The sequence below is a fragment of the Allopseudospirillum japonicum genome (genome assembly GCF_900108915.1).
Lineage (GTDB): Bacteria > Pseudomonadota > Gammaproteobacteria > Pseudomonadales > Halomonadaceae > Pseudospirillum > Pseudospirillum japonicum.
In genome coordinates this window covers 1-21,849 of sequence record NZ_FNYH01000001.1, presented here as the reverse complement: position 1 = coordinate 21,849, position 21,849 = coordinate 1, and the positions used below count along the sequence as shown (strand labels likewise).

General features: G+C 41.5%; 15 protein-coding genes and 2 CRISPR repeat arrays. Of the genes, 6 read left to right on the top strand and 9 right to left on the bottom strand.

Annotated elements, in window-relative coordinates; all coding sequences use genetic code 11:
- The first annotated feature begins 173 nt into the window (after positions 1 to 173).
- Both BMX05_RS00075 and BMX05_RS00070 read left to right on the top strand, forming a co-directional pair.
- Positions 174 to 2,150 carry a methyl-accepting chemotaxis protein gene (locus BMX05_RS00075; RefSeq protein ID WP_093307600.1) on the top strand — a complete coding sequence of 659 codons (1,977 nt, stop codon included), beginning with the start codon at positions 174 to 176 and terminating at the stop codon, positions 2,148 to 2,150.
- Between the two features lie 91 nt (positions 2,151 to 2,241).
- On the top strand, positions 2,242 to 2,679 hold the full coding sequence (locus BMX05_RS00070; protein WP_093307598.1) for an acyl-CoA thioesterase: 438 nt from the start codon (positions 2,242 to 2,244) through the stop codon (positions 2,677 to 2,679).
- Between the two features lie 60 nt (positions 2,680 to 2,739).
- Positions 2,740 to 3,487: direct repeats of the CRISPR family, unit length 28 nt; unit sequence TTTCTAAGCTGCCTATGTGGCAGTGAAC.
- A 75-nt stretch (positions 3,488 to 3,562) separates the two neighbouring features.
- Positions 3,563 to 5,031: a CRISPR direct-repeat array (repeat unit 28 nt; unit sequence TTTCTAAGCTGCCTATGTGGCAGTGAAC).
- 155 nt (positions 5,032 to 5,186) lie between these two features.
- Here the strand turns inward: BMX05_RS00070 and yghU are convergent.
- From yghU to BMX05_RS00030, 8 genes are all read right to left on the bottom strand, one after another.
- Positions 5,187 to 6,023, bottom strand: a complete 837-nt coding sequence (yghU, locus tag BMX05_RS00065) for a glutathione-dependent disulfide-bond oxidoreductase (RefSeq protein WP_093307595.1) — start codon at positions 6,021 to 6,023, stop codon at positions 5,187 to 5,189.
- Positions 6,024 to 6,092: 69 nt separating this feature from the next.
- Positions 6,093 to 7,160: an alkene reductase gene (locus tag BMX05_RS00060; RefSeq protein WP_093307593.1), complete on the bottom strand. Its 1,068-nt coding sequence runs from the start codon at positions 7,158 to 7,160 to the stop codon at positions 6,093 to 6,095.
- Between the two features lie 441 nt (positions 7,161 to 7,601).
- Positions 7,602 to 8,345 carry a class I SAM-dependent DNA methyltransferase gene (locus BMX05_RS00055; protein ID WP_093307591.1) on the bottom strand — a complete coding sequence of 248 codons (744 nt, stop codon included), beginning with the start codon at positions 8,343 to 8,345 and terminating at the stop codon, positions 7,602 to 7,604.
- 175 nt (positions 8,346 to 8,520) lie between these two features.
- The gene (locus tag BMX05_RS00050; protein ID WP_093307589.1) at positions 8,521 to 10,161 is read right to left on the bottom strand and encodes a methyl-accepting chemotaxis protein; all 1,641 of its coding nucleotides are present in this window, start codon (positions 10,159 to 10,161) and stop codon (positions 8,521 to 8,523) included.
- Positions 10,162 to 10,334: 173 nt separating this feature from the next.
- Positions 10,335 to 10,967: a LysE family transporter gene (locus BMX05_RS00045; protein WP_093307586.1), complete on the bottom strand. Its 633-nt coding sequence runs from the start codon at positions 10,965 to 10,967 to the stop codon at positions 10,335 to 10,337.
- 3 nt (positions 10,968 to 10,970) lie between these two features.
- The gene (locus BMX05_RS00040) at positions 10,971 to 11,507 is read right to left on the bottom strand and encodes a biliverdin-producing heme oxygenase (protein ID WP_093307583.1); all 537 of its coding nucleotides are present in this window, start codon (positions 11,505 to 11,507) and stop codon (positions 10,971 to 10,973) included.
- A gap of 12 nt (positions 11,508 to 11,519) precedes the next feature.
- The gene (locus BMX05_RS00035) at positions 11,520 to 13,001 is read right to left on the bottom strand and encodes a GAF domain-containing protein (protein WP_093307580.1); all 1,482 of its coding nucleotides are present in this window, start codon (positions 12,999 to 13,001) and stop codon (positions 11,520 to 11,522) included.
- 3 nt (positions 13,002 to 13,004) lie between these two features.
- A complete protein-coding gene (locus BMX05_RS00030) occupies positions 13,005 to 17,489 on the bottom strand; it encodes an EAL domain-containing protein (protein WP_093307577.1) in 4,485 nt (1,494 codons plus the stop codon).
- Between the two features lie 216 nt (positions 17,490 to 17,705).
- Here BMX05_RS00030 and BMX05_RS00025 point away from each other — a divergent pair, with 216 nt between their 5' ends.
- The 3 genes from BMX05_RS00025 to BMX05_RS00015 all read left to right on the top strand — a co-directional run bounded on the left by BMX05_RS00025 (position 17,706) and on the right by BMX05_RS00015 (position 20,496).
- A complete protein-coding gene (locus BMX05_RS00025) occupies positions 17,706 to 18,782 on the top strand; it encodes an AI-2E family transporter (RefSeq protein WP_245710343.1) in 1,077 nt (358 codons plus the stop codon).
- A 274-nt stretch (positions 18,783 to 19,056) separates the two neighbouring features.
- A complete protein-coding gene (locus BMX05_RS00020; RefSeq protein WP_093307574.1) occupies positions 19,057 to 20,085 on the top strand; it encodes a TIGR01620 family protein in 1,029 nt (342 codons plus the stop codon).
- A 15-nt stretch (positions 20,086 to 20,100) separates the two neighbouring features.
- Positions 20,101 to 20,496 carry a YchJ family protein gene (locus BMX05_RS00015; protein ID WP_093307572.1) on the top strand — a complete coding sequence of 132 codons (396 nt, stop codon included), beginning with the start codon at positions 20,101 to 20,103 and terminating at the stop codon, positions 20,494 to 20,496.
- On the opposite strand, the gene BMX05_RS00010 is transcribed toward BMX05_RS00015, so the two are convergent.
- Positions 20,472 to 20,930: a YaiI/YqxD family protein gene (locus tag BMX05_RS00010; protein ID WP_093307570.1), complete on the bottom strand. Its 459-nt coding sequence runs from the start codon at positions 20,928 to 20,930 to the stop codon at positions 20,472 to 20,474. The two genes, BMX05_RS00015 and BMX05_RS00010, sit on opposite strands and share 25 nt — an antisense overlap.
- Before the next feature lie 131 nt (positions 20,931 to 21,061).
- On the opposite strand from BMX05_RS00010, the gene BMX05_RS00005 reads away from it, so the two are divergent.
- The coding region (locus BMX05_RS00005; RefSeq protein ID WP_093308328.1) for an RNA-guided endonuclease InsQ/TnpB family protein at positions 21,062 to 21,849 on the top strand (788 nt) is incomplete at its 3' end.

The window sequence follows — 21,849 nt, the reverse complement described above, 5'->3', positions numbered from 1 at the left end:
TTCTGCAATCTGCTTGTCATCTTCTTTCTCCATCATCCTCACCAACTGCCTCAGCATATGCCTTGCACTCTCAAGTGCAAGTTGGGGTGATCCCCTGTTTAGTCTGGATGACTAATCAGCCACGAACTGGTTAAGCTCTCTAGAAAATATTGATTTTTATACGGATTTAGGCCATGAAAGTCTCAACCGTAACACGCTCTATTAGTGCAGCGCTTGTTTTGGTCGCTATCTCACTGACGTTTACCTTGACTTGGGGGCTATCACGTCTAGGTGAGTCCTTTAATACAACTTTAGAATATGTTGAATTACGTCAAGAAGTAGCTATTCATTTAAGGCGGACGATCCAAAGTTATCTTGCTTCTGGCGACGCTTTACAGCTTGCAGCAGCAGAAGAAGCCTTGCAACACTTGCTAGATCAACAATTACAAGGTTTGCCTTTGGCGCTAGTTGAGCAAATACGTCCGGATGTGCAAGCGCTTTTAGTGGGTTTAACAGGTAAGTTTCGTGGTGCAGGAAAATTAGCAGGGGATACGCAAGGTTTATTAATTCAGGCAGAGCGTGAAATTCAGGCACTAGCAGATTCGATTGCGGATTATAGCCAAACTGGTTATAGCACAAATCCGCAAGCAGCTTATGCGTATCTTAAGCAGGTGCAAAAGCTAGGTGTTTACCTGTCTGAACTTAAAACCATGCGCGAGCATTATGTGAATACTGGAGATTTGGTACACCGTGAAAATATGGAGCATTTGCTTGCTTCCATGCGTGTTTTAGTCGAGGAACTGGCTGATTTACCCCCTTTAAATGTGTTTGAACAGCGTGAACAAGATGATATGCAGGCGCTTTTAGGGTGGGAGCAAACGCAAGTGGCGATCCCCGAAGAAAAGTCACAAAATCTTATTAGTGCTTTGAGTTCACAAATTCGTCGCTATCCTGCCGAGCTGACGCGAACGGCCGAGTTGGTGGATATGGGTTATGAAAGCCGCCAAGCAGTCAATCAATTAATTGATCAGTTAGAACGTAGCATTAGTGCCGGTCAAGTGGCGGTGTACTCACAACGTGAACGTATAGAAAGCCAAGTGAAACAATGGTTTATTGCCTATGTGGCGGCCTTATTAGTTTTGGCAATCGGGATTCATATTTTTCAACGTGTTGTGGTGATTAAAGCCTTGCGTGAGTTAGAGCAGGCCTTACAGCACTTGATTGAAGAAGGGAGCTTTACCATGTTGAAGGTCCGCAATTCGAAATCCGAACTAGGCATGATCGCCATGCGTTTTAATCAGTTGCTCAGTGCGATGCGTGATGAACAAATTCATAAAGATACCCAATTGCGCCAAGTTTCTGAATCTTTAGAAATTGTGATGCGAGATATTCACAAAATTAGCCGAACTGCGAGTGAGACTCGAGGGTATATTCTTAAATCACGAGAATTTACAGAAAATTTGCATCAATTAGCGCAAGAAGTGAATAAAGCGTCAGACGACGTAGAAAATTTTGCACAAGAAACCCGTAATCTAATGAGTACCAGTGAACGCAGTGCAAGTGATGTGGCTGTGGCTGGTCAGCAGGCATGCCGTGTTGTGCAAGAAGGACAAGCCTCCTTACGCACCTTGGTTGCAGCTGTCGATAGTGTGATGGGTATTTTGGAAGAAATTAATGGGATTTCTGAGCAAACTAATTTGTTAGCTTTAAATGCAGCGATTGAATCAGCACGTGCCGGTGAGCATGGGCGAGGATTTGCTGTCGTTGCCGATGAGGTGCGTAAGCTGTCACAAGCGACACAAACATCAGTCGCACAAATCGGTAAAATTCTTGCTCAATTGCACCAAGCGACGGATGGATTGCAAATCCATATGGATGAAATTGCTTCGGCAGCCGCTCAGCAACAAAATGTGGCGCAAGAATTGCAGAAAACCTCAGTGACTGTGCGTAAGCACTCAAGTGAAGCGGCAGTCACTGCACGCCAAGGCAGTAGCTTAACGCGAGATCAATTGCAGCATGTACGTAATTTCCAAGCGGCAATGCATGAAATGGAGGAACAAGCACACCGTGCCGAAGAAGTAATTTTATTGATTCAAAATGAGGTGCAACAAAAAGTAAAAAATATTACTCAGGCACTGGGGTTGCAGGGACGAGAAGGCAGCCTGCTTTAAATGTTTATTAAATTAAGGGCTTGAATTTTATGTATTGGCCCCCTTATCTTAACTGGAAAGTCAAGACGATCACGCAAGGGGAATACAAAGGATGATAAATACAACAGAAATTCGTGTACGTGGCTATCATTTAGATTTGTACGGCCATGTGAATAATGCGCGCTATTTAGAATTTCTTGAGGAAGGACGTTGGAACTTTCTTGAAGAAGTTGGCGAGTTAGAACGTATTAGTCAAAGCCAAGTGGGTATGGTTGTAGTCAATATCAATATTAATTACCGCTATGCCGCACGTATGAATGAACGCCTATTGGTGCACACTTGGATGAGTGAGCTTAAAGAACGCAGCGCTGTGATGAAGCAACGCATTGTTCTTCAGGATGCACCCGAAACCTTAGTTGTAGATGCAGATATTACTTTTGTGATTGTCGATAAACACAGTGGCAAAAGCCAGCGTTTGGAAGGCCCCTTACGCGACCAGTTGCAAGGTTGGTTATTAGAGCATCATCCACATACTTTACTGCCTTGTTAAACCAAGTTGCCCCCTGTTAATAACAGGGGGTTGGTATAAAAAATAAAAACTGACTAAGCTTTAAAAAGCGGCCTATGTGGCAGTGAACGCCTTGGTTTTTACCGCCTTTCATTTGAACTATTTCTAAGCTGCCTATGTGGCAGTGAACTTCGATGTAAAGGCGCATCTTTTTTTTGCGCTTTTCTAAGCTGCCTATGTGGCAGTGAACGATACTCAGGTAGCTTTTGCATCATGGCCAGTTTTCTAAGCTGCCTATATGGCAGTGAACTTAGCGCGTGCAAAAAGGCTTTTTTCAGGTCTTTTCTAAGCTGCCTATATGGCAGTGAACTCTTCAGCTTTAATAAGCTCACCATCTACAATTTTCTAAGCTGCCTATATGGCAGTGAACGCGACTGACCTCTATGACACCCTGGCACTTTTTTTCTAAGCTGCCTATATGGCAGTGAACGCGATATTATCGCAGGGGAGCCGGTCAGCTTATTTCTAAGCTGCCTATATGGCAGTGAACCTGTTGCATTGGTCGGAGATGATACCCCCGTTTTTCTAAGCTGCCTATATGGCAGTGAACCAGGTACAGACTCTTAGCCAAGCTGATAGTGTTTTCTAAGCTGCCTATATGGCAGTGAACTTCTGACACGCACAACCAACGCGCTAATTCGCTTTCTAAGCTGCCTATATGGCAGTGAACCCCGCCGTGCTTTTTTTAAAAAAGCTATTAAATTTCTAAGCTGCCTATATGGCAGTGAACGCCGTTTGCTGGCAGCGCAAAGGTGTACGTTTTTTCTAAGCTGCCTATATGGCAGTGAACAAGAAGTCAGGCAAAGAAATGGCGGCTGGGGCTTTCTAAGCTGCCTATATGGCAGTGAACGGTATAGTTGAGTACGTTTCTAAGCTGCCTATATGGCAGTGAACATATTGGGTGTCTGACGTCCAAAAAATACAAGTTTCTAAGCTGCCTATGTGGCAGTGAACATCTGCGCGACCTGAGGCAGAATATTAAGCATTTTCTAAGCTGCCTATGTGGCAGTGAACCTGAAGAAAAGCTCAGCTCCATTAAAGCCATCTTTCTAAGCTGCCTATGTGGCAGTGAAATATTTTTTTCAGACCCACGGCCCAGGGTCTTATTTCTAAGCTGCCTATGTGGCAGTGAACGCGTTCCACGTCGCGCTCTGCGGACTGGGTTTTTTCTAAGCTGCCTATGTGGCAGTGAACTGGGATATGCTGGGGTCTCTCCAAAACACAAATTTCTAAGCTGCCTATGTGGCAGTGAACAGTTTCTACAGTCAAAGAGCGTAGCGCTTAACTTTCTAAGCTGCCTATGTGGCAGTGAACTCAACACGTAAGACGCCTTCAACGTGAAGGCTTTTCTAAGCTGCCTATGTGGCAGTGAACGGTTTTACTGGCAAAGAAGCAGCCAAGTGGAATTTCTAAGCTGCCTATGTGGCAGTGAACTCATCCCGTGTCGCGGGGATTATCGCTCGCGTTTTCTAAGCTGCCTATGTGGCAGTGAACTCATTGATCCGCACGTCAAAGTGTTCCGTGACTTTCTAAGCTGCCTATGTGGCAGTGAACGACACGGGATGACATAGGCTCATCAAGATACTTTTCTAAGCTGCCTATGTGGCAGTGAACGCAAAATAAACCAACACAACCCGCCTAGTGCGTTTCTAAGCTGCCTATGTGGCAGTGAACAATCATGCAAACCTCTTAAGCTTCATCGTGAATTTCTAAGCTGCCTATGTGGCAGTGAACCCTTTTGCACGTTGTCAAAGGGGTCTACGTAATTTCTAAGCTGCCTATGTGGCAGTGAACGACTGAAATGTCAGCCCTTGGCTTGCTGCATGTTTCTAAGCTGCCTATGTGGCAGTGAACCCATTCTGTCTAAGGTGTCTCGGAAATTGTCCTTTCTAAGCTGCCTATGTGGCAGTGAACGGCTCCCCTGGATGCTGCTGCATGATGTGATATTTCTAAGCTGCCTATGTGGCAGTGAACGAGCTGGAAGGCGTGGCCGAGCGGATGCGAGCTTTCTAAGCTGCCTATGTGGCAGTGAACGTTTTTTACGAAATTTTAGCGTTTTTTAGGGTTTTCTAAGCTGCCTATGTGGCAGTGAACACCCGCTGCTGGATGGACTGGCTAATGGTCCCTTTCTAAGCTGCCTATGTGGCAGTGAACTATGCTTTTTTTTGTCAATACTGCCCGAATTTTTTCTAAGCTGCCTATGTGGCAGTGAACGTTGGCGATTGGATTGATCTTCCAAGCTCTAATTTCTAAGCTGCCTATGTGGCAGTGAACCTGCTCGTTGTATTCAACGCCCTTTTTAGCAATTTCTAAGCTGCCTATGTGGCAGTGAACAGAAATCTATCACAAAAAAGATACATAACAACAAGACATTAGTTCTAAAATCCCTTTTTACCCTTGTTAAAAGGAAATCTATTTAACTTACTGATTAATAACAAATTTTTTATAAATCAAAAAAAGAGGGGTATTTTGGTAGTAAAACTATTCTTTTATGGCAAATCATCAGCACTATGGCGCTCCCTTAACCGCTCAAAACTTTCTCCCCAAGTGCGATTGACAATACGGCCTCTTTGTACGGCAGGCCGTACATCTAATGCTTGTGCCCAACGTAATACATGCGGATATTCTTGTACTTGTAAAAATTCTGCCGCTTCATACAAACGGCCTAAAACTAGCGCACCATACCAAGGCCAAATGGCCATATCAGCAATAGAATATTCCTCTCCAGCCATATAAGCGTGTTGTTCTAAATGCTGGTTTAAAACATCTAACTGACGCTTGACTTCCATAGTGAAACGATCAATAGGATAAGCAATTTTCTCGGGTGCATAAGCATAAAAATGTCCAAAACCACCCCCTAGTAGAGGGGCAGAACCCATTTGCCAAAATAACCAATTCATACATTCAGTTTTTGCATGAAATTCTTGTGGAATAAAAGCAGAATACTTCTCTGCTAGATAGAATAAAATAGAGGCGGATTCAAAAATACGTTGTGGTGGTTGTACGCTATAATCGACCATGGCGGGAATTTTAGAATTGGGATTAATAGCAACAAATCCAGAACTAAATTGCTCACCTTCTAAAATATTAATAAACCAAGCATCATACTCCGCATCTTGAATACCGAGAGCTAATAACTCCTCTAATAATATAGTCACTTTTACCCCGTTGGGGGTTGCCATTGAATATAGTTGTAAGGGGTGCTGTCCTTGGGGTAAGTTTCTGGTATGTGTTGCGCCAGCAGTAGGGCGATTAATTTGTGCAAATTTACCGCCATTACCTGGTTGCCATTGCCAAATTTTGGGAGGAATATAAGACTGATTCATAAAAAATCCCCTTTAATAGAAATACAGGCTCAATCTAAGCCGATCAAGCCTTGATTTAATTAAATCGCTTTAAGTCAAAAAAGGATAATCGTTATAGCCTTTCGCATCTTGTGTATAAAAAGTTTTTGGATCCGCTTGATTAAGTGGTGCGCCTTCACGAATACGGCGTGGTAAATCTGGGTTTGCTAAGAAAGGGACACCAAAAGCGACCGCATCAGCAAGACCTTCTTGTATCACCTGCTGGGCTTCTTCTGGGGTATAGCCCATATTAACAACTAGGTTGCCTTGATAATGTTGACGTGCCGGAGTAACTACATCCATTTGTTGCTCACCTAAAAAATCAGCACGCATTAAATGCAAATAGGCGAGTGCATAATTATTGAGTTTTTGTGCTAGCCAAGTGATCAATTGTACAGGGTCAGAATCGAGCATACTGTTGAAGCTATTTAACGGTGATAAACGTACCCCAACGCGGTCAGCGCCCCAAACTTGGCTGACTGCCTCTATCACTTCTAATAAGAGGCGCGCGCGATTTTCAAGGGTACCACCGTAAGGGCCGCTGCGTTGGTTGGCACCATCACGTAAAAAGGTATCTAATAAGTAACCATTAGCACCGTGAATCTCAACACCATCAAAACCGGCCGCTTGTGCATTGTTAGCTGCTTGGACAAAACCGGCAATAATAGCTGGAATTTCTTCATCTGCTAAGACGCGCGGTACAACATAATTTTGTTTGCCTTCTGGGGTATGAATTTCTGCGTTAGTAATCGCCAAGGCGCTGGGCCCGACAGGCTGTTGACCCGCATTCAAAGTAGGATGACAAGCCCGTCCACCATGCCACAGTTGTAAGAAAATCTGTCCCCCTTGAGCATGGACCGCTTGGGTGACTTTTTGCCATGCGGCGATTTGTGCAGGGGAGTAAATCCCAGGCTCACGCCAAAAGGCGCTATTACCTTCCATGACCATGGTCGCTTCAGCAATCAGCAAGCCTGCAGAAGCCCGTTGTGCATAATGCTCCACCATAAGATCCGTTGGCACATGCTCAGCATCTGCACGGCATCGTGTTAAAGGTGCCATAAAAATGCGATTGCTGGTTACTAGCGCGCCTAATGTTAGGGGAGAAAAAAGATCAGTCATCAGCGTTCCTTAGTATCAAACAGTATTGATTACAATCTAAGATGCTGCTTATCAGTACAAGATGCAAGATCTAAGGAGAAATTCTTATTGGCTTAGTGACGAGTGAAGCATCCTTAAGTTTTTCGCCAGCATTTGCGTGGGATAGCTGGGTCCAGCATATCTAACCATGCCCCATGTCATAACTTACATGCCGTCAATAGCAAATATGCTTCCCTCAGACGGCACAATCTTACCTTAGGCATACTGGGTACTGGATTTCCCAATACGTAAAAATAAAGCATTATTACCATAACCAAGGCTTTTAGGTGTGGGTGTTATCTATATACACCGTAAATGAATGTTTCATTAAAGTGCGGTGTTTTATAAAATTTGCTAATGGTTTTTTTAGTAACCTATCCCAATGAGATCTAGATTTTAGAATGGTCAGTTACTTAAATTTACTTAGCTCTTAATGCATACAAAAATGGCATTACCAGAGACTTGATCCCAAGGAACAATCTTGTCGTAATCATGTTCAAAAAGATGGACCTCGAAATGTGGTTGCAAAAAATCATTCAGTTCCTGAATGCCCATAGCGACCATGGGATGTTCATCTTGCCAGAGATAGGTATGATCAGGATGGGCTTTTTCAATGCTTAATCGTAAGGCTTGCATCTCACCTTGTCCTGAATAATACCAGCGAGAGCAAAAGGTGAATAAAGCATTTTCGTATGTTAGATGATGTTTAACAAAATGCTTATTATTTATTTTGTATTTATCAACCCAGTTAAAACAAAAAATACCCCCTGGATTTAATGCATTGTAAATGCTATCAAAACAGGTGCGAAGCTTTTCAATGCCTTGATTGTAATGTAGCGAATAAAGAAAGCAAGTGATTAAATCAAAGTGCGTACCTATATTAAAATCACTCATATCTTGCAAAATAAAATCAGCTTCAGGGCAACGCACTTGCGCTTGTGCTAGCATCGCTGGATGTAAATCCAATCCAGTGCTTATATAAGCTTGATTCAAAAAATAACGGATATGCGCACCTGTACCACAAGCCAAATCAAGATGTTGCTTTTTTTGATTTCCAAAAATTTGATGCAAGCGCTGAATACAATGACTTTGAGCCGAATAATCAATATCTGTACACATCAAATCATAATAAATAGAAAGATCTGCATAAAGGGCATTTGTGGACATGGAAAAAGCTCACGCAAAAGAAAAGATGGCGCATCATAAAGGAAAGCAGCAGATTTGCGCAGTAAAATTTACAAAAAAGAAGTAATGTGAGCCTGTATCCTGCTTACTTGTGCATAAGTCATCCAGGCATCTAGCTAACTTTTAGATAAAGCCAGCCAAATGTCTGATAAAGGCATTACACTCGAAAACTTTGCATATGTTGTGTCAATGTCAAAACACATTGTGCCAGCGTTTGATGACTATTGAGTGTATTTTGGGCAAATTGATTGAGCTGGTGTGCTTGTTGATTAATGCTGTCAATATCCCGATACATATTTTGCACTGCAGAAGCTTGTTGTTCTGTACCTGTAGCAACCTGAGCAAGCATCTGATTAATCGCATCAATATTATTGACCAAGTATGTGAGGTTGTGCATGCTTTTTTGGGAATTAGTCAAAGTATCTTTTACTTGATGATTTGCTTGATGCATAGCTTGTACGGATTGGTCAACACCCTGTTGTAAATTATCAATCATAGTTTGAATATTTTGTGTAGATTTTTGCGTTTGTGATGCTAATGAACGTACTTCATCTGCGACCACAGCAAAACCTCGTCCCGCTTCCCCTGCACGTGCTGCCTCAATTGCTGCGTTAAGTGCTAGCAGATTCGTTTGTTCTGCAATACCTCCAATAACATCTAATACAGATACAATATTTTGACTTTCTTGCTCTAAATGTTGAATAAGCCCAACAACAGATCGCATTTGTTCAGATAAATTCTGTATACAATGAGATGCAAGCTGCATATGATGATGTGAAGTTTTTGCTTCCTCCTGTATTTGTTGGGCATCGGCGGCAGCTTCCTGTGTGTGTTGGGAAATATTATCAGTTGCTCCTTGCAATTCTTGGATACTTGTGTGCACGGTTTGCATTTCGATTAACTGCTTTTCTACCCCTTGAGAGGTGCTTTTTGTATTCTCTTCAACAAGATTTAATAAAGCTTCCATTTGATAAGTATCTTGTTGGATTTTACTAATTAAATCTTGTAAAAACTGGATAAAAGAATTCATTTGTAACGCAAGTTGTGCGATTTCATTATTACCTGTGACAGGTAATCTTTGCGTTAAATCACCCCCACCCTTTGCAAGGCCAGTGAGCATTTCTTCAAGTATAATAATGGGATGAACAATAATTTTAGGGGCATAAAAAGCAGCTAGTAGGCTGATTAAAGCTGCAAAAATTAGTATCAATAAAATATTACGGCTTTTATCTGCTTGTGTGTTTTGTATTTTGTCACTGATTTGTTGAGAGCGCGAATCAATATTTTCACCTAGTACATCATACTGGGTACGTAATTGATTAAAAGCATCTCCCTCATTGGTTAAAATTAGTGCCCAAGCCGCTTGATACTGTCCTTGGTCACTTAATGTAAAAATTTCTGCAGCTAACTTCTGCCACTGAATAAGAGCTCGGCGAAATGTTGTTTCTGCTGGCATAGGTACTTGTGCATATTGTGCGAGCTGGCGTGCACTGAGCATACGCTGGGTAGCTTGACTGACATTTTCATTGAAGCTGGCTTGTAAGCCTTGTCGGTCAGCACCTGTTTGTTGTGCATCAATATAGTCACGCATTGCCGTAGCGGCTTGATATAAATCACGATCTGCATTCAAAATAGCACTGGTTGCAGGGGTGAGATAATCAGCCATTAGACTAGACTCTCGTGCAACGGCTTGGAACCCTTGCTGACTAATCCAACCAGTAATAAAAATGAGCGTGGCCAACGTGAATATGGGGAGAAAAATTTGCCAACGTAGTCCTAGCTTTGTATAGAAATTCATATCAATACCCTAGCTTGTGCAATGTGTTATTTTTATTATCTCCTTGTGAAAGGATGTTATCGGATATTTTTGAAATTTTATCAAGTCTACCAAGGTATTGGGTTGCATTTATTAAAATATATTGGTGTAAATATAAGCCTGTTTGCAGAAAATTAAGTGACAAAATAATTGCTTTAAGTACTTGAAGGTTCAAACCAAAATAAAGCTGAGGCAGCAAGTAAAAACATACATGAGAAACTACGATTTAATAAAGTTTGATGGCTTGGCTTTTTTAATAAGTTAAGTACTCTGTAAGCAAAAGTTGCATAAGCACCCATAACAAGTAAATCTACACTAATCATAGTCAATATCATGACTAAATACTGAGTTAATAAAGGGTCTTGCAATTGAATAAATTGGGGTAAAACAGCCAGCATAAAAATAATGGCTTTAGGGTTGCTTAAATTAATTAACATGGCTTTGATAAAAAGCTTATGTGCATTGTATGCTTGGGTTGGTTGTTGTTGGTTTTCTAAAGATCGCGGTGTTATAAACCAGTTTTGGGCAGCTAGAAATACTAAATATAAGATGCCTAGATACTTGATGATTTCAAAAATAATCATCGAAGTATTTAAAATAATACCTAAGCCTAATGCGACAAGACAAACCTGTAAGATAAGTGCACACTGTAAACCAGCTAAAGTCCACAAAGCTGCTGGAAAACCAAAGTTTAAACCTGTGCTCATCGCAGCCACGGCACCAGCACCTGGTGAAAGACTAACTACACAGATAGCAAGTAAAAAAGTCACCCAAATTTCAAAGACCATATTTTAAATATCCTTAGATGGTAAAAATAGTTCAAAAGCAGTCGTAGCCGCTTTGATAATTTGAGCTTCTTGCTCTTGGTTAAAAGTGGCCTGATTGATGGTATTAATAAGTTGTTTCCACACTTGCTTGTCGCTGGAATCAAAAAATAATGTACTTAAATTGTTTGCGTGCTGGTTAATATGGTTTGCTATGATGTGACCCCCTAGCTGGGAACCAACTAAAACATAGAAATGTCCATATTTTTGTATCTCACAACTTAATTGAAGATGAGATAAATTTTTTATCTTTGGTGGATGGGTACCTAAGTTTTTTAAATCTAATGCTAATAAAGGGTGGCGTGCTTGATAATTAAATTCAGGCATAAATTTATCTAAAGATGACTCTAGCTGAAAAATAGGTGGGTATAAGTAATTTAATGCTTGAATATAACTATCTTTATGAAGGGGTGTTTGCATTATCTTTGTTAAAGGTGTGGTTTTTTCTATTGTGTCGTGTAAGCTTTTTGTAGCTTTTCGCAATTGTATAAGTAATTTAGTCATCAATCTCTTACTCTAATTAAAGGAAGCTTGTTTTTTTAAAAACTCACGTAGTTTAAGTAGCTTAAGCTGAGTATTTTCAGGCCAAGGCTTGCAATACCCTAAACGTTTTTCAATCCACAGAGAAAAGGATCGGCGAGGTGCAATACCCAAAGTACCATCATGATATTCTACAGGTTTATTTGGATTGCCTCCCCAATAAACATCAGAAAGATGCTCATAACGTAATAAGTAAATACGGTATAAATCTGAGCTATCTAAAAAATGCCATTTACACGCACAAAAACCAGCAAAATCCGTAAGTATTTCCATGCCTAGAGTATTTTGTAAATGCTCGCTAGTTGTGATAAGTTCATCGCATTGATCAGTGAACCAAGTATCTAAAGCTTGTAGAAATTCTGGATGAATTGGACAAGAACTTAAAGGGTGAGACAAAGAACCGCCTACCAGAATAAAAGCATCACTATCAAAAATAGTTTGCAACCTTTGACCTAAATGCTCCCACGCTTGATCAGTTGCTGTTATTTTCTGTATTTCTATGAAAATTCTATGGTAAATATGCTGCATTTCATCAAGTGTCTTCACGCGCTGACGTGTGTAAAAATCTCTGAGCTGTATATTAAATTGGCGTACCGCGTGAAATATTTTAACCTTATCTGCTAAAGGTAATGTCTTTGCACTTGTATGATGACAGGAAATCATCGCATCTAGGCTATCTTGTAATTTAATTGGCAAGCTAAAAGAAGCCACATCTCCCATATTTTGCATATAAGTTGCATGTACGGGAGATACACTGCGCAAGTCAGAATAGCTTAAATCTAGCAGGCTATGGCCTTCAATTGGGCAAGGCGCTTGAGTTGCATTATAGATGCTGCGCCAAGGATGAAGTAAATAGAGCTGACGCGCAATTAAAGGAATATCACTAGCTGGAAAACGCAGACCTAAATAAGTCCCTTGATAATTTGAGTAAGTATGTTCTGCAATAACCTCACCATCTCCATCATGTAAAAATTGGTAATACATTACACGATCAAAACCAGTGGTTTGTGCAATCCACTCTATTAATACTTGTCGTGCTTGACTGACTTGTTGCCAATTAGAAAAGCTTTGATAAATTTGTGAGGGTGCTTGAATCGATAGTAAACTTTTGCTTTGGTTAGGGAAAAATTCAAATAAAATGCCATAAGTTTGTGTACGAACCAAAGCCAAGCTCAAACTATAATGCTGCCCTTCTAAGGCTTCATCGAAAAACTCTCGACTATTAGGTTCATCTGCAAGGTTTTTTGTAAATTCTATTAAAAAATCGGGGACACGTGTGCCGATCTCAAATTGAGGTAAGGCAAGAATTTCTTGGAAATTCCTTGATATATGAGTGATTTCTTGACGACTATTCATATGAAGTAAAGCGCCATAAGCTTGAATCGCACCTGAATAACTGAGAGGTTCTTGTTCGCACTCGGCGAAAAATTTCTTTATAGATGTTGTAGCATTTGACATAAGTTAAACCTCAAAATCAGCAGAGTGCTTACGTAAAAAATGGATAAAATCTTCCTTTTCTAAAGGGCGTGCTAACCAATACCCCTGTAAATAGTGACACTCCTTGGATTTTAACCAAAGTGCTTGTGCTTGTGTCTCCACACCTTCAGCAACAGTTTTAATATCTAACGCTTGCGCCATGGATAAAATGGCTTGGATAATTTTCTCATCACTCAGATTACTGCCTAATCCATCTATAAAGCTTTTGTCTATTTTTAATTCTGAGATAGGCAAATTTTTGAGATAAGAAAGAGAAGAATAACCCGTACCAAAATCATCTAGAGAAAACTTAATTCCTAAATGATCAAGTTGAGTTAAGTTATAAATTTCTGTTTCACCTTGTGATACCAAAGCAGCCTCAGTTAACTCAATTTGTAATAAGTGAATGTCAAATTGATACTCTTGAATCAAGCTGTAAATTTTATGATAAAAGTTTTTGTCACGTAGACTATAAGCACTAATATTCATTGCAATCGTAGGTACTTTAATATTTGCCTTAGACCATTGGTGTAAACTAGTGATAACTCGTTTAGCAACATAAAGTTCTAGCTCTAAAATAAGTCCAGACTTTTCTGCAACAGGAATAAACTCTGCTGGACTGACATGGCCCAGGGTAGCATCCTGCCAACGCAGTAAAGCTTCCGCACCTATCATTTTATGTGGATTTTGTGCACAGAATTTAGGTTGATATACCATACGTAAATTTTGTTCTTTTAGTGCTTGATGTAAGGCAGTTTCGATAGCAGCTTGTTTAAAAAGATGTACTCTTAGTTCTGGGCGGAAGAGTTGGATACGGTTACGCCCTTCTTCTTTAGCACGATACATAGCAGTATCTGCAGATTTAATTAAGTTAGCAGTATCTGTCGCATCATCAGGATAAAAAGCGATACCAATACTGGCAGAAACAAAAGCCTTTTGACCAAATAATAGGAAATGGGTAGAAAGTTCGGACAAGATACGCTCAGCAATATATTCTGCTTGTTCAAGAGAGGTATCAATTAAAATGATAGTAAATTCGTCACCGCCCAAACGTGCAACTGTGTCTATATCTCTGACCAAATTACGCAAACGTGTTGCAACTTGTTTCAGTAAATCATCGCCTGTATGATGACCCAAAGTATCATTAATACATTTAAAATTGTCTAAGTCGATAAAAAACAATGCAACTTTATGCTGATTATTTTTTGCCTGCGCTAATGCAAAGTTGATTCGATCATTAAATAAATTTCGGTTGGGTAATTGAGTCAAGGGATCATGGGTTGCTAAAAATTCTGCTTTACGCTGAGATTCTTTTAAGCTACTGATATCTGAGAATACAGCAATAAAAAACTCTGACCGTTCGTTTCTATCATCAATTCGATTAATAGTGAGCCACTCGGGGAAAATTTTACCATCTTTGCGTTGATTCCATATTTCTCCTTGCCAATATCCTTTAGTATCTAGTGCAGACCACATTTGTTGATAAAAAGCATGACTATGACGACCTGAGCCCAAAAGTTTTCCAATAGCTTGGCCAATTGCTTCTTGTGTATTAAAACCTGTTACTTCTTGAAAAGCACTATTTACAGATAAAATAATACCTTTTTTATCAGTTACCGCAATGGCTTCACCTGCATGTTCAAAGACCCGAGCGGCAATTTTTAATTGATATTCGGCTTCTTTGGGTTGAGTGATGTCCTCAGACTCATTCATTAAAACTTTAGGATGTCCCTGCAAATCACGCATGACTTGATGTACGGTGCGATAGATGCGTTTTGTACCCTCTACTTGTAAATGGTGTTCTGCCACAATGGGAATCTGTGCGCGAATTGCTTCAAGATCTTTGCTCCATAAACTCGCAGCAAATTGTTCTGGGAAAATTTCAAAGTCAGAGCATTTTTTATAGTCTTGGCCAGTGAGAGAAAATGCACGTAAAAAGCTTTGATTAGCATGTAAATAACTGCCAGAAATATCTTTGATTGCTAATAAGATACTTGTATTTTCTATTAGGCTATATAACTGTCCTTGGGATTCCTTTAAATCTTCTTGTGTTTTTAAAATATCAGTAATATCCATTAGAGCGACGACTAAGGATTGAATTTCTCCGTACTGATCCTGACCTGGGCTGATACTTAGTTGTAAATGACGACCATCGCCTTTAACTAGGATTTCTTCTCTATCACCATGTGCAAGGACTCTGTGTAATAGTTTTGGTAAATGCTTAATATATTCAGGAAGGCGTAAACGTTCAACATGTTGCATAATAGCAGTAGAACGCAAATTGAAGCGCCGGCTTGCTGGGGCATTAAATCGCTTTAAATGGCCTGAAGATTCAAATACCATGATGGGAAATTCTAAGGCATCATATAAGTGTGAGTACTCATCATTAAGTCTACTCAACTCATGTGTTTTAACATTCATTTCTTCATTTAAGCTAACTAATTCCTCATTTGTGGCTTGTAATTCTTCATTGGCAGCTTCTAGCTCTTCATTCGTAGCTTGCAACTCTTCATTAGATGCTTGGGCTTCTTCATTTAATGATTGCATTTCTTCATTTGCAGTTGCTAGCTCTTCAATTAAAGACTGTAAATGTTCTTTAGTTGCTTGTAACTCATCTTGTAAAGGATCAGCATAATGCGTTGGTAAGGATAAGGTTTCTGGTAATTGCAGTGGCCCAGCATGAAAAGGAGGAGCAATAATGATTAAAGAAAACAAGTTGTCTGCTTGTGTCACTGCTTGGATACGCAACTGCCAACGCCCAGAGGCTAAGTTTTTGATTCTTCCTATTTGTGGCTGAGATGTTTTATTAAACTTGTGCATTAGCGTTATGCATTCATTTTTAAATACCTGATTGATAATGTCACAAATATTAATTTGCATAGCCCCTGAGGGGAAACTAAAAAACTTTTGCACATTACCTGCAGTATGTAAAACCGTCCCTTTCTGATTGCATAGCGCCAGTGTAATATTTAAGGATTCAGTCACGCCCTCTAATAAGGCTTGCGAAGTACTTTCTTTTGCTTTGGTCTTGTGGTTAGCATGTTTTGCCCGTGAAATAACAGGGGAAGTGAAGTGTATACTCTCGCCTATTTTCTTAAAAATACGTTCTTTACGATTTTCTGCATTAAATAACTGTTCTGCTTGAGCAACGCTTTCAGAGCGTCCCAGAAATAAAATTCCTTGGTTTGCAAGTGCAAAATGAAACCTTTGCAAAACTCGGGTTTGTAATGCATTGTCAAAGTAAATTAATACATTGCGACAAGAAATAAGATCGAGACGTAAAAAAGGCGGATCATCAACAAGGTTATGACGTGCAAACACAATCATATCGCGCAGGGTTTTATTGACTTCATAATGATTGCCATTGATAGTAAAGTATTTGCTGAGATGCTCTGTATCTAGATTGGCTAAAGCCGCTGCAGGATAGAGACCACGTCGCGCAACATTTAATGCCTCTTCATCAATATCAGTCGCAAAAATTTGAATCGCTTGCTTGCCAACATTATCTTGTAGCGCTTCCGAAATCAGGATTGCAAAAGAATAAACTTCTTCTCCTGTGGCACAACCAGCAATCCAAATGCGAATTTCTTGGTGTGTTGCTTTTGCTTTGCATAGAGTCAATAAATGTTCATTAAGCATGTTAAATGCTTCTGGATCACGAAAGAAGGCAGTGACTGAAATTAAAATGTCTCTGGCTAATAAATCGAGCTCTTGTAAATTTTGTTTGATCCAACTGATATAGGCATCTAGCTCAGTATGCCCTGTAGCGATAATACGACGGCGAATACGTCGTGACAAGGTTCCTAACTTGTATCCAGAAAAATCGACTTGGCACTTTTCTTTTAATAAGCTTAATAAAGTATTTAAACTTTGTTCTGCAAAATGATCTATTTGATTAGGATACTTAGGAATTAAAGAGTGTAAGCGTTGTGCAATTTCTTTAGGGGATAAAATGAAGTCAGCAACTTTAGCATCAATTGCTGACAAAGGCATACCTGAATATTTGGCGGTTTCTGGTTTTTGTACCAGACTAATACCGCCAGCAGCTTGTATTGCACGTAATCCTGCGGTACCGTCTGAACCTGTACCTGATAAAACAATTCCTACAGAAGCTTCCCCCGCATCTGCAGCTAAGGCAATAAAAAACTCATTAATAGAAGGTTTAGGGGCGACTTGAGGTTGTGCTGGTATTAGTAATAAGCGTCCTTCTTTAATACTCGCATTATAATTAGCAGGGACAATATAAATAACCCCTGCTTGTGGTTTGGTGTTATCACAAAGTGCTTGAACTTGTAAACGGGTCTCGCGTGATAAAATTTCTACCATCATGCTCTTGTGAGTTGGCGATAAATGTTGTAGGACAACAAAGCTTAAATGAGTCTGCGGGTCTAAAGTGGCGATCAATTGGCCAATGGCTTCCAAGCCACCAGCGGAAGCGCCGATACCTATTAGGGTGGGAGCAGTGTGCATGATGGGCTAAACCTCTTCACAAAATTTTACCCAGAAAGAATATAGGAATTTATACAAAGATGCATCGCCTGCTATACAAGGGATTTTGGTTTTTATGAAGGTTCGCTGCAAGGATGAATCAATTCTTGCTTTTAAATCATTTGGTTAGCTTGTTTTCTTGCCCAGTTCATCTTGGTTTAGCGTAAAAAATTTTTGCTCACAGATTGAGGTAAGTCCATGTCTGAAAAACAAAAAATAGCCACTTCAGCAAGCACTGAATGGCACACTCTGATGGAAAGGCGCACTTTTTTAAGCTTATTGTTGGTCATTAGCTTGGTTTTCTTATTTTTACTTAAGCCTTTTTTTAGTGCCATTTTCTGGGCATGTGTCTTAGGTATTTTATTTTATCCGTTACAGTTGAAGCTGTTAAATGCTTGGCAAAAACCTAATCTGGCGAGTTTAGCAACCTTAGGGGTTGCGTTATTAGTGGGCATTTTGCCTGTGTTATTTATATTTATTTCTTTTGTGCAAGAAGGTAGTCTTTTATATCAAGATATTCAAAGTGGGCGCTTTAATTTGGCAGAATATGTTGAGCGCATCCGTCAAGCATTTCCTTTAGTACAAGAGGTCTTAAAAAATTTAAATATTGATTTTGCTTTGATTAAAGAGCAGCTTTCTAATCTTGCTGTGAACACAAGTCGATATTTGGCACAAAATGCGGTGAGTCTTGGACAAAATACATTAGAATTTTTTATGACGCTAGTGCTCACTTTGTACTTGGCTTTTTTTATGTTAAGAGATGGCCCTGACTTAATTAATCTAATGATTCGTGCGCTTCCTTTAGGAGATGAGCGCGAACGTATGTTATTTAATAAATTTGCTGAAGTGACACGTGCTACGGTTAAAGGCAATTTAATGGTAGCCTGTGTGCAAGGCGCTTTGGGAGGGATGATTTTTTGGTTTCTAGCGATTCCGGCACCCTTGTTATGGGGCGTTGTGATGACCTTTATGTCATTAATTCCGGTTGCAGGTGCAGGGCTGATTTGGGGGCCAGTAGCTTTGTATTTATTGGCAATAGGGGATTGGAGCGCAGCAGTGACTTTATTTGCCTTTGGTGCTGGGGTGATCGGCTTAGTTGATAATGTATTACGGCCTATTTTAGTTGGTAGAGATATGCGACTGCCTGATTTTATGGTGCTCTTATCTACTTTAGGGGGTTTTGTATTATTTGGCATGCAAGGTTTTGTGATTGGCCCATTAATTGCTGCCTTATTTGTGGCTTTTTGGCAAATTTTTATTTTGGAATTTAATTAATTAGATGATATATAATTTGGTGGTCATTTATCAATGACCTCCCTATCTGGTTGGCTCATATAAGGTTTTATCCTTGGTCTGATCTGGGATACAAGTCAAACCTTTACGACTGTACTCAGGGCGACCTTCTGTAGTCAAATGCAGTATGCTCATATCACACCCTCTAGTGGTTGGTGTCTGATACAAGCAATGTACCCCAAAAACCAGAGAATCAATGGCAAGTTAAGCTGAAGGATGGCGCTTGCTGGTCACGATGTTTTGACACAGGTAGCTTATGACACAAATTAAAAAATCTCAGCGTTTTGATGCTGAAGATGCTATGCAAAAAAAACAACCTCCCCCAGCACAAGCTCAGTATTTCCAAGCACAAGACTATGTCCATGCAGCAGAGACTAAAGCGCAAGCTAAGTTAGCACCTCAGCAACAAGCGCAAGGCGTGCCGGCCGAGGTATTAACACAGACGCAGGCCCCTTGGATGCTGACTTTAGTGGCATTTTTGGCGGCTTTAGTGGGTATGGAGTTTGCTTATTGGGGCTATACCAGTTGGCAAGCGGCCTTAGGTTGGCGCGTGGTCTTAGCTAGTTTTGCCAGTGGTGCCGCTTTTATATTGGCTTATACATGTGCCAAACAAAGACTGGCGTGGCGGCGTTGGCATACGCATTTACACCAGTATGCGAATTTGCAAACGCGCGCGCTGAATCAGGTACAAACACCGGCTGAGCTAGAAGCCTGGGCACGACAATTAGCTGACCAGTTAGCTATTGCTGAAGATCATCCCGCATGGGTGCAATGGCGTGCGCAAGTGCAGCCACATCATAATCAAGCGCAAACTTTGTTGTTATTTGATCATCATGTCTTAACGCCTATAGATGAAAAAATCCGCCAAGCGATTGTAAAACGTAGCACAGAAGCCGGTTTATGGGTGGCCCTGAGTCCAATGGCGGCCTTGGATATGTTGGTGGTGGCTTATAAAGGGATGCAGCTCACTCAAGATATTAGCCGGTGTTATGCATGGCCGATGCCCTATGGCGCACGTTTGCGTTTAGCGAAAGCTTGGATTGGTGCGATTGCGGCGGCTGGAATCAGTGAGTGGGCTGCAGAAGCTACCAGCGAGGTGTTAGCGCTGGAAATGAGTGCAAAAGTCTCTTTACGTGCAGCGCAAGGTCTAGCTGCAGGTTGGATGATGGCACGTTTGGGGTTATACATTTGGCGTACCAGCCGGCCTTTACCTTTCGCAACGCAAGCCCCTAGTGTGAAGGATTTAACGCGTCCCTTAGGGGAGCATTTGGGCCAAACATCATAAACTAAGGAAGATTAAATGCGTATTGCCAAACATGCCCCTTGCCCCTGTGGTTCAGGGGCAATTTATTTAAAATGTTGTCGCCCCTTACATCAACAAAAACACTTGGCCAAAACGCCAGAAGCGTTAATGCGCTCGCGTTATAGCGCTTTTGTGGTTGCCGATAGCCAATATCTGTTGCGAACTTGGTCACCAGAAACACGCCCTAAGGATTTAGACTTGCGTGATCAGCCGGTATGGCATCATTTAGAGGTGCTGGCCAGTCAACAGCAAGGTGATCAAGGACAAGTGCATTTTAAGGCGTATTATCAAGGCGCGACTGGGTTGGACGCTTTGGAAGAAATCTCGGAATTCAAACGTATCCAAGGATGTTGGTATTATGTGCAAGGTCAAGTCGAGGCAGACGTTAGCTGATGAAGCAATTTATCTAATTGATTGGCAAAGTTTCTGCGATCACTTTGGCTTAAGCTGCTGGGGCCACCACCGTGAATACCACTGGCACGTAAAGTTTCCATAAAATCACGCATATTTAAGCGTGGCCCCAAATTATCCTGCGTAAACAGCTCCCCGCGTGGGCTCAGTGCATAAGCTTGTAGGGCTAAAATGTCTGCAGCGAGTGGCAAATCTTGGGTAATCACTAAATCGCCCGCTTGCAAATGGTCGACAATATAAGTATCTGCAACATCTGCGCCTTGGCTCACTTGGCGTTGGCTGAGATAGGCTTGTTGCGGTAGGCGTATGGGTTGATTGGCAACAAAAATAGTATGGATTTTTAGCCGTTGTGCCGCCTTGTATAAAATGTCACGAATCACACTCGGACAAGCATCCGCATCTACCCAAATTTTCATCAATTTTGCGCGGGAAACCCCGTCCTTTTAGGGCAGGGAGGGATAGCGCGGCGGCGTCAGCCGCCCCTGTTCCCGCTCCTCCGTTTTAAGTGGGTTGCTATCTTAACAAAAGTCACGCTAAAATGTGACGCATGACAAAACGCGCCTATCAATATCGATTTTACCCGACGCCCGAACAAACTGAGCTTCTGGCTCAGACCTTCGGCTGTGTGCGTTTTGTCTATAACGCGATACTGCGCTGGCGTACGGATGCCTTTTATCAGCGCCAAGAAAAGATTGGCTATGTCGCTGCCAACGCCCGACTGACCGAAATCAAAAAAGATCCCAAGTTGGCGTTCCTGTCTGAGGTGTCGTGTGTCCCCTTGCAGCAATGCCTTCGCCACCAGCAGACCGCCTTCAAAAACTTCTTTGAGGGCCGTGCCAAGTACCCAACCTTCAAGAGTAAGCGGCACTGCCAGTCGGCGGAGTTCACCCGCTCGGCCTTTAAATACCGGGACGGCAAGCTGTATCTGGCCAAGAGCAAAACCCCGCTGGACATTCGCTGGAGCCGTGAACTGCCCGGCGAACCCAGCACAGTGACCGTTTCCAAAGACTCGGCAGGCCGTTACTTCGTCAGCTGTCTGTGTGAGTTCAAACCCAGCAAATTGCCGGTCACACCGAACATAACCGGCATTGATCTGGGCCTGAAAGACCTGTTTATCACTGATCAGGGTCGACGGGTCGGCAATCCCCGCCATACCGCGAAATACGCCGCCCGACTGGCCAGGGCACAGCGCCGGCTGAGCAAGAAAAAGCTCGGCTCGGCCAACCGCGCCAAGGCCCGACAGAAGGTGGCGAAACTTCACGCCAAAATCTCCGATTGCCGGCAGGACAACTTGCACAAGCTGTCCCGCAGATTGATTAACGAGAACCAAGTGAT